Source organism: Arthrobacter sp. TmtSoilC77, from assembly GCF_059739415.1.
In genome coordinates this window covers 4374151-4387132 of sequence record NZ_AP046050.1, presented here as the reverse complement: position 1 = coordinate 4387132, position 12982 = coordinate 4374151, and the positions used below count along the sequence as shown (strand labels likewise).

16 protein-coding genes are annotated in these 12982 nt (G+C 62.7%); 9 read left to right on the top strand and 7 right to left on the bottom strand.

What is annotated here, in order from left to right; translation table 11 throughout:
- The first annotated feature begins 89 nt into the window (after positions 1 to 89).
- Together AC6I99_RS20285 and AC6I99_RS20280 are read left to right on the top strand one after the other, a co-directional pair.
- A complete protein-coding gene (locus tag AC6I99_RS20285) occupies positions 90 to 458 on the top strand; it encodes an ArsR/SmtB family transcription factor (protein WP_497944169.1) in 369 nt (122 codons plus the stop codon).
- Positions 455 to 922 (top strand): SRPBCC family protein, encoded by a 468-nt coding sequence (locus tag AC6I99_RS20280; RefSeq protein WP_497944170.1) that lies wholly within the window; start codon positions 455 to 457, stop codon positions 920 to 922. The genes AC6I99_RS20285 and AC6I99_RS20280 overlap by 4 nt, the downstream gene beginning before the upstream one ends.
- Positions 923 to 951: 29 nt before the next feature.
- Here the strand turns inward: AC6I99_RS20280 and AC6I99_RS20275 are convergent, their stop codons facing one another.
- On the bottom strand, positions 952 to 1596 hold the full coding sequence (locus AC6I99_RS20275; RefSeq protein WP_497944171.1) for a LysE family translocator: 645 nt from the start codon (positions 1594 to 1596) through the stop codon (positions 952 to 954).
- Positions 1597 to 1698: 102 nt separating this feature from the next.
- Here AC6I99_RS20275 and AC6I99_RS20270 point away from each other — a divergent pair, with 102 nt between their 5' ends.
- On the top strand, positions 1699 to 2154 hold the full coding sequence (locus AC6I99_RS20270; protein WP_224165640.1) for an Lrp/AsnC family transcriptional regulator: 456 nt from the start codon (positions 1699 to 1701) through the stop codon (positions 2152 to 2154).
- A gap of 3 nt (positions 2155 to 2157) precedes the next feature.
- Here the strand turns inward: AC6I99_RS20270 and AC6I99_RS20265 are convergent, their stop codons facing one another.
- On the bottom strand, positions 2158 to 2616 hold the full coding sequence (locus tag AC6I99_RS20265) for an Lrp/AsnC family transcriptional regulator (protein WP_497946921.1): 459 nt from the start codon (positions 2614 to 2616) through the stop codon (positions 2158 to 2160).
- Between the two features lie 338 nt (positions 2617 to 2954).
- Between AC6I99_RS20265 and gluQRS the strand changes: the two genes are divergently transcribed.
- Positions 2955 to 3842, top strand: a complete 888-nt coding sequence (gene gluQRS / locus AC6I99_RS20260; RefSeq protein WP_497944172.1) for a tRNA glutamyl-Q(34) synthetase GluQRS — start codon at positions 2955 to 2957, stop codon at positions 3840 to 3842.
- 24 nt (positions 3843 to 3866) lie between these two features.
- Complete coding sequence (locus tag AC6I99_RS20255; protein ID WP_497944173.1) at positions 3867 to 4988, top strand: serine hydrolase domain-containing protein; 1122 nt, start codon at positions 3867 to 3869, stop codon at positions 4986 to 4988.
- A gap of 59 nt (positions 4989 to 5047) precedes the next feature.
- Here AC6I99_RS20255 and AC6I99_RS20250 read toward each other — a convergent pair whose 3' ends face one another.
- The gene (locus tag AC6I99_RS20250; RefSeq protein ID WP_497944174.1) at positions 5048 to 5674 is read right to left on the bottom strand and encodes a TetR/AcrR family transcriptional regulator; all 627 of its coding nucleotides are present in this window, start codon (positions 5672 to 5674) and stop codon (positions 5048 to 5050) included.
- A 122-nt stretch (positions 5675 to 5796) separates the two neighbouring features.
- Between AC6I99_RS20250 and AC6I99_RS20245 the strand changes: the two genes are divergently transcribed.
- Both AC6I99_RS20245 and AC6I99_RS20240 read left to right on the top strand, forming a co-directional pair.
- Positions 5797 to 6585: an SDR family NAD(P)-dependent oxidoreductase gene (locus AC6I99_RS20245; RefSeq protein ID WP_497944175.1), complete on the top strand. Its 789-nt coding sequence runs from the start codon at positions 5797 to 5799 to the stop codon at positions 6583 to 6585.
- 113 nt (positions 6586 to 6698) lie between these two features.
- The gene (locus tag AC6I99_RS20240; RefSeq protein ID WP_497944176.1) at positions 6699 to 7235 is read left to right on the top strand and encodes an HD domain-containing protein; all 537 of its coding nucleotides are present in this window, start codon (positions 6699 to 6701) and stop codon (positions 7233 to 7235) included.
- 7 nt (positions 7236 to 7242) lie between these two features.
- Here AC6I99_RS20240 and AC6I99_RS20235 read toward each other — a convergent pair whose 3' ends face one another.
- The 4 genes from AC6I99_RS20235 to AC6I99_RS20220 form a co-directional block, all read right to left on the bottom strand.
- The gene (locus tag AC6I99_RS20235) at positions 7243 to 8448 is read right to left on the bottom strand and encodes a type II toxin-antitoxin system HipA family toxin (protein WP_497944177.1); all 1206 of its coding nucleotides are present in this window, start codon (positions 8446 to 8448) and stop codon (positions 7243 to 7245) included.
- Positions 8445 to 8699: a helix-turn-helix transcriptional regulator gene (locus AC6I99_RS20230; RefSeq protein ID WP_497944178.1), complete on the bottom strand. Its 255-nt coding sequence runs from the start codon at positions 8697 to 8699 to the stop codon at positions 8445 to 8447. The genes AC6I99_RS20235 and AC6I99_RS20230 overlap by 4 nt, the downstream gene beginning before the upstream one ends.
- 126 nt (positions 8700 to 8825) lie before the next feature.
- Positions 8826 to 10070, bottom strand: a complete 1245-nt coding sequence (locus AC6I99_RS20225; protein WP_497944179.1) for a low temperature requirement protein A — start codon at positions 10068 to 10070, stop codon at positions 8826 to 8828.
- Positions 10071 to 10096: 26 nt separating this feature from the next.
- Positions 10097 to 11410, bottom strand: a complete 1314-nt coding sequence (locus tag AC6I99_RS20220; protein WP_224093469.1) for an ATP-binding protein — start codon at positions 11408 to 11410, stop codon at positions 10097 to 10099.
- 212 nt (positions 11411 to 11622) lie between these two features.
- Between AC6I99_RS20220 and AC6I99_RS20215 the strand changes: the two genes are divergently transcribed.
- Entirely contained in the window at positions 11623 to 11772 is a 150-nt protein-coding gene (locus tag AC6I99_RS20215; RefSeq protein ID WP_497944180.1) for a hypothetical protein, read from the top strand.
- 29 nt (positions 11773 to 11801) lie between these two features.
- A complete protein-coding gene (locus AC6I99_RS20210; RefSeq protein WP_224093470.1) occupies positions 11802 to 12953 on the top strand; it encodes an FG-GAP repeat domain-containing protein in 1152 nt (383 codons plus the stop codon).
- Positions 12954 to 12982: the final 29 nt, after the last annotated feature.

Genomic DNA, 12982 nt, shown 5'->3' with positions numbered 1-12982 from the left:
ATTGTGCACGCCCTGATGCAAGCGTAGTCTTGTAATCAACCAAGTGATTGATAAAGCATTTGGTTGACAAAGAAAGGTCGCGCAGGGTTATGGATCCAGACGCTCTGGACAAGGCCTTCATGGCCCTTGCTGATCCCGTCAGGCGGGGAATCGTTGCCCGTCTGTCCCGGGGAGACGCAACGGTCAACGAATTGGCGGAGCCCTTCGCGATCACCAAGCAGGCCGTCTCAAAACACATCCAGGTCCTGGAGCACGCAGGGCTGGTGACCCGGTCCCGTGATGCCCAACGCAGGCCCGTGCACCTGGATGCAGCTGCCCTCGAAGAGCTGACGGCGTGGATAGACCAATATCGACTGACCGCCGAGCGTCGCTTCCGGCTGCTCGACGAACTCCTGGTCGAGTCCGGCCCCGGGGTCCTCCAGAGGTCACAACAACAAGATGAAGAGGAATTGAAATGAGCAATCCAACAGCAATCACTGCTGATGACGGCGTTCCGTTCGTCGATACTGTCCGAGAATTCGATGCGCCAGTCAGCGCGGTATTCAAGGCCCACGTGGACCCGGATCTCCTGGCCAAGTGGCTTGGTCCGCGGGACGCGATACTGAACGTCACCGAATACAACGCCACCACGGGCGGCAGCTGGCACTATGAAAGTGGCCACGAAAACGCGATGTACGGATTCCGCGGGGTCTTCCACACCGTGGACACCGACGAGCTGATCATCATGACCTTCGAATTCGACGGTGCTCCTGGCCAAGTGGGCATCAGCACCACCAGGTTCGAGGAAATTGACGGTCGCACCAGGATCGTCGTCCACGAGGTCTACCCATCGGTGGAAGCGCGTGACATGGCCCTCGCCACAGGTATGAATTACGGCGTAATCGAAGGGTACGAGCGACTCGATGAGGTACTGGCCGCCTAGGTTCCAGCGGGTTCCGGGGCCGGCCCCTGCTACGCGCCCCGCACCACGATGGGAAGGAGTTGCTCCGTCAACAGCACTGCTCCCAGCCCGATCATGATGATCCCGCTTGCCAGCGTCACCACGCGTGCTGCGCCTGGACGTGAAGCGAGCAGCTTCCGCGAGGTCAGTGCGACCCCGGTGTACACCAGGCCCGCGAGGATCACGAATGTTAATCCCAGCAACCCGGACTGAACAGGAACAGGCAGTGCGGCTTCCGGGCTGACGAATTGCGGCACCAGCGCCACAAAGAACAGCAGGCCTTTGGGGTTGATGCCGCTGGTGCCCATGCCTTGGAAGAACGTGCGGAGCTGGTTTCCGGACTGCACGACGGCGCCTTCCGCACTAAAGCTGGCCCCTCGCCAGGAACGGATGGTCCCGAAGCCAAGCCACAACAGGTACGCGGCGCCGGCAACCGTGAGCCACCCCAGCAGGCCTGGCACTCCCGCCAGCAGGGCTGCCAGACCTGCCGTCATGAGCACGGTGTGAATCACGTATCCGCTGCATAACCCGGCGACAGCGGGCACGAAGCTGCGCTGGCGAAGTCCAGCCGAGATCGAGTAAGCCCAGTCGACGCCGGGGGTGCAGGCCAATGAGACTGCGACGAGCATGAAGGCGAGGAACAGCTGTGGGTTCACGATCTCTCCAGAGGGTTAGTGGTAGGAAAACTCTAGGGAAAATCGCCCGATAAGTGTTCCCTGATTTATCCCCAAAACCTTCAATCCGGGTAAGATCATTGCGTGATTGACCACATTGACAGAAGTATTTTGCGCCACCTTCAAGAGGATGGCCGAATGACCGCCACTGCCTTGGCATCGAAGGTGGGATTGACGGTTGCTCCGTGCCATCGCCGGCTCCGGGATCTGGAGGCTTCGGGAGTTATCCGCGGGTATCGCGCGGACGTCGATCCAGCAGCGGTGGGGCTCGGATTCGAGGCAATTGTGTTCGTCACGCTCCGGCAGGTGGAGCGCACCATCATGGCGGAGTTTGAGGAGCGCGTGACGGCAAGCCCCAACATTGTGGAGGCGCAGCGGCTGTTCGGCTCGCCGGACTACTTGTTGAAGGTCATTGCGGCAGACCTCCCTGCCTATCAACGCTTCTATGACGACGAACTCGCAGCCCTCCCGGCGGTTGAGCGACTCACTTCAACGTTGGTGATGAAGAACCTGAAGACCAACATCGGACCGCCGGTCTGAGCGCTACTCCTTCAGCAGCCCGGTTGTCCGGTAGGGAATCACTTCGCGTAGGAACATGCTGGTGGACGTACGCACGATTCCCGGGCAGAGCCTGATTTCCTCCGAGACGCGGTAGAGGTCATCCGGGCTCTTGGCAACCACCCTGATGATGAGGTCGGTATCGCCCGCGGGTGCATGGCATTCGAGTACCTCAGGGATCTCCCGTAGCGCCGCGATGGCTTCGTTGAGGTGGCTTTGATCGAGTTCGGCGCTGACAGCGGCGGCCACACCCCGGCCAAGTGCCGAGGGCAGCACGCGGCTGCTGTTGGCGCGCAATGCGCCCGATGCCATCATCCGCTCCAGCCGCGACTGGACCGTGCCGCGCGCCAGGTGAAGTTTCTGGGCAAGGACCATGATGGGGACGCGGGGATCCTCATCGAGTGCGGCGATGATCCTACGGTCTGTCGCATCGAGTTCCTGCAAAATGACCACTTCCTGTCTACAAATTCAACTGTGATTAGTCAGATCGACCACTCAATGCCATGTCTATTGCACCTACTGTATGCGTACTGTTGAAATGGTGACAACGAAGCAGGGCGAGGCTACCGCCGGATCCCGCAGGCAGCAGGCACCTGGAACACCACCCGGACCCCTGTACAGGTTTCCCGCAAGGAAGCAGCCGCTGATTGACTCTTGTTCACAGCATTGTCATTCTGCACCCGCCCGTCCTGACGGGCAGCACAGCAAGAGCCCCTGAGCCACCGGATCGTTGCGGTAGCTGAGGGGCTCTTGTGTTGTGCCCGGACGCATAGGCTTGGATCATGACGTCTGCCGGCCGCTTCGCCCCGAGTCCTTCCGGGGAACTGCATGTAGGCAATCTCCGGACGGCGATCCTCGCCTGGCTCTTCGCCAAATCGACTGGCCGCGACTTCCTGCTCCGTGTTGAGGACCTGGATCGTGCCCGGTCCGGCGCGGAAGCTGAGCAGCTCCGCGACCTGAAGGCCGTCGGCGTCAGTTGGGACGCCGCCGTCGTGCGTCAGACTGAGCGCGGGCCGCTGTACGAGGACGCAATTGGGCGCCTGACTGCCCAGGGCCGCACCTACGAATGCTTCTGCACGCGCCGCGAAATCCAGGAGGCGCCGTCTGCGCCGCACTCTCCACAAGGCGCGTATCCGGGGACGTGCCGCAGGCTGTCCGAGGCCGAGCGCGAGATCCGCCGGGCGTCGCGTCCGGCCTCGATCCGCCTCCGGTCGGACGTCGCTGAGTGGGCTGTTGAGGACCAGTTGCACGGACACTACATGGGTGTGGTGGATGACTTTGTACTGCGTCGCAACGATGGCGTTACGGCCTACAACCTGGCCGTTGTAGTAGACGATGCCGCCCAGGGAGTCGACCAGGTGGTCAGGGGCGATGACCTCCTTCCGTCCACTCCGCGGCAGGCTTACTTGGCCACCCTGTTGGGCTTGCCAGTGCTGGAATATGCCCACGTTCCGCTGGTTGTAAACCACGACGGCGTGAGGCTGGCAAAGCGCGACGGTGCGGTGACGCTTGGCGACCTCGCCGCCGTCGGGGTTTCAGCGGTGCGCGTGCGCGACCTCCTCCTTGAGTCGTTGGGATTGCCGGCCGGTTCCTTGCAGGATGCGGTGCCGGAATTCGACCCCGAAAGGCTGCCGAGGGAGCCCTGGGTGTGGAAAACGCCCAAGGGCTGAAGGCAGGCCAAGTAGGCTGTCTGGATGCATTCACAGGTGATCGCCCCAGGTTTCGAATCCGTAGCCGGGCTCTTCGAAAGTTTCCTCGAACAAGACCCTGAATATTCCGCCCAGCTGGCGGCGTACCATCGGGGTGTCAAGGTGCTGGATATCAGCGGCGGGCCCCACACTCGTGCAGATTCAGTGACAGGTGTTTTCTCGTGCTCCAAGGGCATGGCAGGCCTTGTTGTGGCTCTGCTCGTTCAAGACGGCGAGCTGGATCCCGACGCGGAAGTGGCCAAATATTGGCCGGAGTTCGGTGTTGAAGGGAAGGCCTCCGTCACTGTTTCCCAACTGCTTTCGCACCAGGCCGGTCTGTTGGGCGTCGAGGGCGGCATGAGCCTTGAGGAAGTCAACAATTCCGAACTCGCGGCTGCGAAGCTCGCCAAACTTCCGCCCCTGTGGAAGCCCGGTGCGGCGTTCGGCTACCACGCCCTGACAATCGGCATTTTCATGGAGGAGCTGTGCCGTCGAATCACGGGTTCCACGCTCCAGGAGGTCTTCGAACAGCGCATCCGCTCCGTGACCGGTGCCCACTTCTACCTTGGCCTACCGGATGCTGAGGAAGAACGCTTCGCGCCTTTCCGCTGGGCGGCCGACCCCACGTGGCCCTGGGTAGACCCCGCCAGTCACTTCGGATTGTCAGCCAATGCTGCAGAGGGCGACATCCTGGACCTTCCGAACATCCTCGAGGTCCGCGCCGCCGGTATGAGTTCGGTTGCAGGCGTCTCCAGCGCTGAGGGGATGGCCAGGATCTACGCTGCGGCGGTAACGGGGTTGGCCGCCGGCGGTCAGGCCGCCGTCGCAGCCTTCCTGACGGAGGAGACCATCCGCAGGGTTTCCGCTGAGCAGGTGTTCGGAATTGATCGCGTCTTCGGCGAGGCCGGTTGCTTTGCCACTGTCTTCATGAAGCCCCACAGCCGCATGCCCTTCGGCAGCTACCGCGCGTTCGGGCACGACGGCGCCAGCGCGGCTTTGGGGTTCGCGGACCCGGTGTATGAACTTGGCTTTGGATACGTCCCGCAACAGGCCGAGCCGGGAGGAGTTGGATGCCGCAACCTCCTGCTCAGTTCAGCCGTCCGGGAGGCAATTGCAGGGCTTTCGTAGTCCTGCCTGCGCCCTCACGCTGCCTGCGCCCTCACGCTGGCCTGCCCTCATCAGGCTGGTCAGGCGCCCGCTGTGTGTGAGAGCTGCGCGGCTGGAACTCCCGCCGCCATGCCGGCCCACAGGGTGTCAGTAGTGGCAGCAACAACGTCCTCAACACTGTTGCCGTCCAGTTGCTTGCCTGCTGCCAGGAGTGCGGCGCCGTGCAAGCTCACGAAGCACACCATTGCCAGGGTTTCGGTGTCGCCCGGGGCCAGGGCCCCACTATCCTGTGCCTCCGCAATGAGGGCGCGGGCTACGTGGATTCCTTGCTCGCCGATGTTCCGCAACTCAGTGCTGGACCCGGGGTGATGCTTGGTGGAGTACATGACGGTCAAGAGCGCCGGGTGGGTGACTGCGAAGTCAACGTAGGCAGTGGCCACGCTTGCGAAGCGCTGACGAAGGTCATCTCCGGCCTGGGAGGCAGCGAGGATCCGATGGTTCATTGATTCGAACCCAGCCAACGCCAAGGCGTCGATGAGGGATTGCTTGTCGCGGAAATGTTTGGCCGGGGCCCCATGGCTGACATTGAGGTCCCTGGCCAATTGCCTGAGGGAGAGTCCGTCGACGCCGGCTTGCTCAATGGCTTCCATGGCGCGCTCCAGTAAGGCCTCGCGCAGCTTGCCGTGGTGGTAGGGCTGGTCCGTCATACAGATAGTCTAGCGGAGAAGTAGTCATTGACAACAATGTAGACAGTGCCTACGATGTTGGCATTGACTACATCGAGTCAGCGGGCTTCATCCGGAGCCGGCGCTTACAGATTGGACTTGCCATGACCATGACCTATTCGGGTACTACCGCATTGATCACAGGCGCCAGCTCCGGGCTTGGCGCTGAATTCGCGAGCCGCTTTGCCGCTCGAGGTTCCAACCTGGTCCTCGTAGCCCGCCGGGCAGACCGTCTCGAAGAACTGGCCGGGAAATTGCGCTCCGAGCATGGCGTAGCCGTCACAGTGCTTCCCATGGACCTGGGCCGGGCCGGTGTTGGCGCCGAACTCGTGGACGAAATGGCCAAGCGCGGAATCACCGTGGACACCCTCATCAACAATGCCGGGTTCGGAACACGCTCTCCCTTGGTAGAGGAAGATCCGGAAGTCATCGCTTCCGAGATCGCACTCAATGTGGCTGCATTGGTGGATATCACCAGGGCCTTCCTGCCAGCCATGCTCTCTTCGGGCAAGGGCGCCCTGGTGAATGTCTCCAGCACAGCCGCTTTCCAGCCCATCCCCGGCATGGCCGTCTATGGGGCCACGAAGGCATTCGTCCTCAGCTTCACCGAGGCCGTCGCCCACGAGGTCAAGAGCTCAGGACTTCGTGTACTGGCCCTCTGCCCGGGCGCCACCCGCACCGAGTTCTTCGATGTCCTCGGCAGTGAATCGGCTGCAGTTGGACGCATGCAAACCTCAGCGCAGGTTGTGCAAACAGCCCTCAAAGCGCTGGACCGCCCCGGAACGCCGGCAAGCGTCGTATCCGGCTGGGCCAACCGGATCGCAGCCGGTCTGGCGCAGCGCGTGCCGAGGGCGCTCGCAGTAGGCATCGCCGCTCGCGCCGTTCAGGAGTAGGGACCTGTTCAGGAGTAGTGCCAGTGCCTGGGTAGGCGCTGCGCGGGACTTTACGGATAGCCTGATGAAAGGTCCGATTCCTGTTCGGTGCCTACATCAATCCGGAGGCCCGCATGACCGAACCACGCTTCACCGTTGAGACGGCGAAGGTACTCGCCGAGGTGGCCCACAACCGCCAAAAGGACAAGCTCAAGCGCCCTTATCGGGAGCATGTCCTGGCGGTGGGGGATGCGCTCGCCGACTTTGACGACGACATTCGGATTGCGGGCTACCTTCACGACATCGCCGAGGATACTCCCATCACGCGGCAAGCCCTGTTGGACATGGGAGTGTCCGATCGCGCCCTCGCCATCATCGAACGTGTCACCCGCCGATTCCACGATGACCCCGACGATTACGAAGCAGGAATCCGGTTTGTGGCCGAGGACCACGACACCACCTTGGTCAAAATCGCCGACAATGCCCATAATTCCCTGCCGGAACGCGTCCAGGCACTGGCGGAGAAATGGCCCGACAAGCCGCCCATGACCCGCTACGCCGACGCCCGACCGGTGCTCTACCGGGCCGTGCCGCGTGAAGAAGTGGCGCTGATCCTGCAGCGGGTCAACCCGTATCTGCTTCCGGAGCTCGACGAGATCGTTCCTGGGTAACCCGGGGTCAGCCCTCCATCAGGCGCCGGCGATGCTTGAGCTCCTTGGTCCATTCCTTGGTTTGCCGCGCCGCGAAGGGAGACGCGCCGCCGTCGAGGTCGCTGACCAACGAGCCAGTTGCTTTGAGGGCGATGTCCACGCAATGTTGGGCGGCCCGTTCAGTCAGCCCAAGCTTCGCGGCCCAGGCGAGGAAGTGCCTGCGGGAGATACCGGTCTTCTTCCCGCCGACGGCCAACGCGAGCGTCTTGTCGCCGTATACCACTGTGGAGGGAATGTCGTAGACCGGGGCGATGGTGAATTCGCGCGCGCCAAGAACCCCGGGCGCCTCCACCATGGAAACGTTCTTGGCATGCAGATCCCCGTTCCCCGTCAGCCAGGCAAAGGCGAGTTGGATGACCAGATTCCGCAGTGCTGGAAGGCGGGCAGGGCAATGCCCGGCCAGCGCCGCGCAGACCTCGCTGAACGGAACACTGTACTTGTCCGCGGGGTACAGCCCCAGGATCTGCGCGCCATCCTCCACCGCCAGACGCAGAGGCGAGCCATCGGCTGCGGTAACCCGATCAAAACGCTCCACCAAGAGGCCCGCCCTGCCACCGACGTCGTGCACCAACTGCACGTTGCTCACAGGAATCCGCAGCCTGCGCGCATAACGGAACATCAGGAACTCGTTTTCCACCACAGAGGGAAACTCCGGGGCGTTGAGCTTAAGGATGTACCGCTTGCCCGCCTGCGCCACGGGCAGTGAAATCATCCCGGCAGACAACTTGTCCTGCACACCCGCCAGCGCGACGGGATCGATCAATCCGGAATCGCCCAGCAACGCATCAAAGTCCAGCGGCAGTTTTGAATCAAGCACGACGGCGGCGCCCCCTTCCGTCACTGCCTCGCCGTGGGGGACCGTCTGGACGTCGCCCACTGCGTCGCCGCCCGCTGCCATGAGGAGGGCGAGTTCGTCGTCGGCGCTCGCCTTGACACTGCGCCGCAGGGAGTTGAGCCGCCGGCCCTCAGGCAGCAGGCCGGTGAAGTAGGGCGGTACTGCGCCGCTCGGCGTGAAAACAGGCTCGGCACTCACGGGGAGCGTCGTTGCCACGGCGGGTAGGCCGGCGTCGAGGTACTTCGGAAGGTAGCTGAACTTAGTTCCGCCCTCATGCCGTTCGAGGCGCGCCGCGAGGATGCCTTGTTTGTAGACGTCGGCGATGCGGTGGAAAGTCATTGTGCTGGCTCGGAAGCTGCCCAGGAAGCGCCAGGCCTACCGGCTTGGCGGAGGGAAAGTTCCAGGCCGAGGGTGTCCAGCACTGCCACAAGGGGCTCAAGCTGGACTGTGCTCTTGCCTGTTTCCACGAACCTGACGAACCGTTCGGAGACGCCCGCAAGATCGGCGACGTCCTGCTGGCTCAGGCTCAATGAGGCGCGGCGGCCGCGGACTTCAGAACCGAGAGTTGCCATGAGGCTGTTGGCTGGCATGAGGTCCTCCCACTTCGTGAATCGGTACGAACGTGCCGATTCCCCAAGTTTGCACCCGGAACAGCGGCAAATCAAGGCATTCCTGTGAAAAACCGGCACGAACGTACCGACTCCATCCGTGCACCCTCAGCCCGCCGCCGCCTCCAGCCGACGCAGGGCTGCTGCCCGTCCCTTGTGTCCACGGCGTTCATCGAAAATGATCGACAGCCCAAGCACCACCATCATTTCCAACATGCAGAGGGGTACTGACGCGCCCGCGGTGGCCATGGCGATACTTCCCGCCAAAGCGATCACCACCAGCGCTGAGCTCCAGAGAAGCTCCCGGTCCGGGCCGAGCATAATGCTGTAGAGCGTAGTCAGCGAGACCTTGAACAGGATGACAGGGATGGCGATCGAGGCGACCGCGCCAGCCGCCGGGATGTGTGCCTCATGATCGATGAAGTAGGCGGCAACGTGAAGTCCGGCGCCGGTTGCTGCGATAGCTGCGAAAAGGGGGAGGTGCCCGTAGCCGAAGATCCACGAGCGGTGCCGCTGTACGTGGAGGGCAGGACCTGAGGGCAGGATGAAGTAAATCCACCACAGGGCGAACGCCAGGCCCGTCCCGCTCAAACCAACCAGCGCAGCATCCAAGGTCCAGCCGTGGAGGGCAACGATTGCGCGAAGCGTTTCAATGGCGCCGATCAGGCACTCGCCCAGGGCAATAATGGCCAGTAGACCGTACCGTTCGGCGATGTGGTGGGCATGCCAAGGCGTGCGGATCTTCCGTTCTGCGAAGTATGGGGCCGCCATCTCCAGGATGAACAACGGGGCTGCCATGAGGAAGGTAGTTGCGATGCTCGCATCGATCAAGAGGACTGCGACCCACCCCACTTGTACCAGTGCGACGTACTTTGCATACCGCAAACACGTTTCACGGCGGGCAGGATCCTGGCGGGCAGCGCGCAGCCACTGGAAGATCAAAGCCACGCGCATGATGATGTAGCCCAACACCATGGTCACGTTGTCCACGTGCTTGCCTTCGATGATGGAGTGGAACACCGGCTCTATGCCCATGGCCAGGATCAGCACACCCACCATTTGGACCATGGTGACCACGCGGAACACCCAGTCGTCGGTGTCATAGGCGCTCGCGAACCACGTGAAGTTTATCCAGGCCCAGATCACGGCAAACATGGCGAACGCGAACGCCAGGAGCCCTGGCCAGAAATGCGCCTCCGCCACAGCATGGGCGAACTGGCTGCCGGCAACTCCGAAGGCAATGACAAACGTCAGGTCGAAAAACAGCTCCAGCGGAGTGGCCGTGCGGTGCTTCTCGTGGGGATCTCGGCCGCCCATGCGGGCCAGGGCATGGCGAAGTGGGTTTGTGGACATGGGTCAAAGATTACCGTTGCCAAACTTTACACGCGCCCCAGCACATCGATGTCTTCGAGGAACTCCTGGTACACCTCGTCGCTCACCGTCGTGCGGGTATCGGCGATTGCGTCGAGGTAGTCCTGTGTGACCGGCCCCTTCCGTCCGTTCGACGAGACTGCGGACGACGCACCTGAAGCAGCACCGTCGTCGTACACGGCCTTTTCCAGGGCGCGCTGGGACGCGCTGCGCGCGGCAAACTCGATGTCTGCCGGCGAGAAACCCTGGGTGCGTTCCACCAACTGGGCAATATCGACGTCGTCCACAACGGTGGCGGGGATGAACCGCTGCCACATTGCCTCGCGGGCGTGGACGTCCGGCAGGCCGATGGGGATGACGTAGTCGAACCGGCCGTGGCGCAGGAACGCGGTGTCCAGGGCGCGAATGAAGTTGGTGGCGCAGACCAGGAGGCGGCCTGGCTGTTCGCGGAAAGCCGGGATGATCTTGAGGAGCTCGTTGGTGACGCCCTGCAGCGGCGACGGGGGATCGCCCGCGCGCTGCGAGGCGATCTCCTCCACTTCGTCAATGAACACCACTGCGTGTTCCAGCTCGGCGATTTCCAGGAACGTCTCGCGCAGCGCGCCTGCGAGACCCTTGGGATCAGAAGCCAGGCGCGACGGGAACACCTCCACGAACGGCCACTCCAAACGTGAAGCGATCGCCTTGGCAAAGGTCGTCTTGCCGGTGCCCGGAGGACCAAAAAGCACGACGGCGCGCGGCGGCACTACACCGTATTCGTCGGCGAGGTCCGCCTCGGCCAGCGGAAGGACCAAACGGCGTTCCAACAGTTCCTTCTCGCGCTTCATGCCCGCCACGTTTTCCCACAGGTCGCGGGCCAGGATCCGGCCACCCAGCAGGCTCAGCGGTTCCAGCTCCTGGCGCTGCACGGGAATGGTCCGCTCGAAGTACCGCAGGTTCTTCTTCACCACGAAGCCGCGCCCCAGGAACGCTTCCACGCGGGTTTCGGTTTCCGGCATGAGCGCGGACAGTTTGTTGAGGCCGTGCGGAGCCATGCGGTTCTCGACGGCGGACAGCAGCGAAGTGCCGATGCCCCTGCCACGGAACTCCGTCAGCGTGGCGAGGAAAACGACCCAGCCTTGGTCATGCGCCGCACGTCCAACCGCGGCGCCAACCACCTGATCGCCCTGGACAGCCACCACTGCATGGTCCTTCTCACACGAGGCAAGGACCTCAGAGAGTGCGTAAACGGGCTCAACACCATCAGCCTTGAGTGACTCCCAGAGGTGCAGGATGCCGTCAAGATCGGACGAATGGAAGTCCCTGATACGCCAGTTGGTCATGGGGTTTCTCCTGGGTGTGCTTGGTGGATCGCCGTTGATTCCTTGGAGTTGAGCATAGGGGAAGCATCCGCCCTGGGACGTTGCAGGCCCGTTGCGTTACGCAGCCAACACCCGACGGCGGCCTGTCGCCACCGCGTTTCGTCCCGGCGTCGTTTCCCGCACCTAAGATAAGCGCAACACCTGGCTGGGCCACGCCGCAAAGAGGGGGATCCGTGGGTTTGCTGATTGGCACAACGTTTGCTCCGGCCGCGGAAGCTGTCGACGCCGATGACCTCGTGATGTACTACGGCGATGGCCGCGGCGGTTGGAAGGGCGTCGAGACCATCGGCTGGGGCTGGAACATTTTCAACGGGCTCTACTGATTCAAAGCCCACTGAGGGGGAGGGCGAACGTGTCACCAAAGAACTCGATCATCAAAAGCATTGCGGCGCTGTTGTTCGGTCCGGCGCTCGTTGTTTCGGGCTTCGTTTCCCCTGCCCACGCTGCGGATTCGTCTGGCGTGAAGATCTCCGGTGCACCTATTGTCGGCTCGGCGCTGTTCGTTCAGGGTGCCCAGGACTACTTTTCGGGCTGCGGAGGGGACGGGGATCCTGGCTACTCCGTCCAATGGCTCCGGGACGGCCAACCCGTAGACGGGAACCCGCTCTACAACCGGAATCTCTACGTCCTGGAGAAGGACGACATCGGCGGGCGAATCTCGGCCATAGTCAAGGCTTCGCCCGGCAAGTGCCCCGGCCAGGAACTGGTCACGGAAGCAACACCGGCCGTAGCGCAGGGACCGGTGCGCGCGGCTGGCTTCACCGGCCGTGGGGTTTTTGAGCTGGTTGGCCGTACCCATGGCGGCGCACTCATGCTCTACCTCGGTAAGGACAACGTCAAAGGGTGGAAGGAATCCCGCTATGTAGGTCCGGGGTGGGGCTTCTTCACCACGATCATCGCCCCGGGCGACGTGACCCACGACGGTATCGCTGACCTCATGGTCGAGAACACCTCGGGGACGCTCTACCGGTTCCCGGGAACGGGCGACGGAGGGTTCCATACGCTGTACCCGCAAGCCACCTGGGAGTGGCAGCCGACGGTTCTTGCGATTGGACCAGGGGACTTCGACGGGGACGGAATGAACGATCTCCTCAGCGCAGAGACGAACGGCGACCTTTACATCTACCCGTCCAAGCCCTTCGGCACCTGGAATCCGCGCGTGAAAGTCGGCCAAGGCTGGGACGTCATGGACCTGCTCATCGGGCCTGGTGACTGGGATGGAGACGGCAACGTGGACGTCCTGGCGAAAGACAAAGCCGGACGCCTGTATCTGTATGGCGGTGACGGCCACGGCGGATGGACCACGGTGCGCCAGATCGGCCATGGCTGGAACGTCCTGACCATGGCTGGCAGTGCTGGCGACTTCAACCGGGATGGCTTCAATGATGTCCATGGCGTGAATGCCGCTGGCGATCTGGTGATGTACTACGGCGATGGTCGCGGTGGTTGGAAGGGCATGGAGACTGTCGGTTGGGGCTGGAACATCTTCAACGGGCTTTACTGAAACGCCACGCCAACCCAGCCCCAACCAGC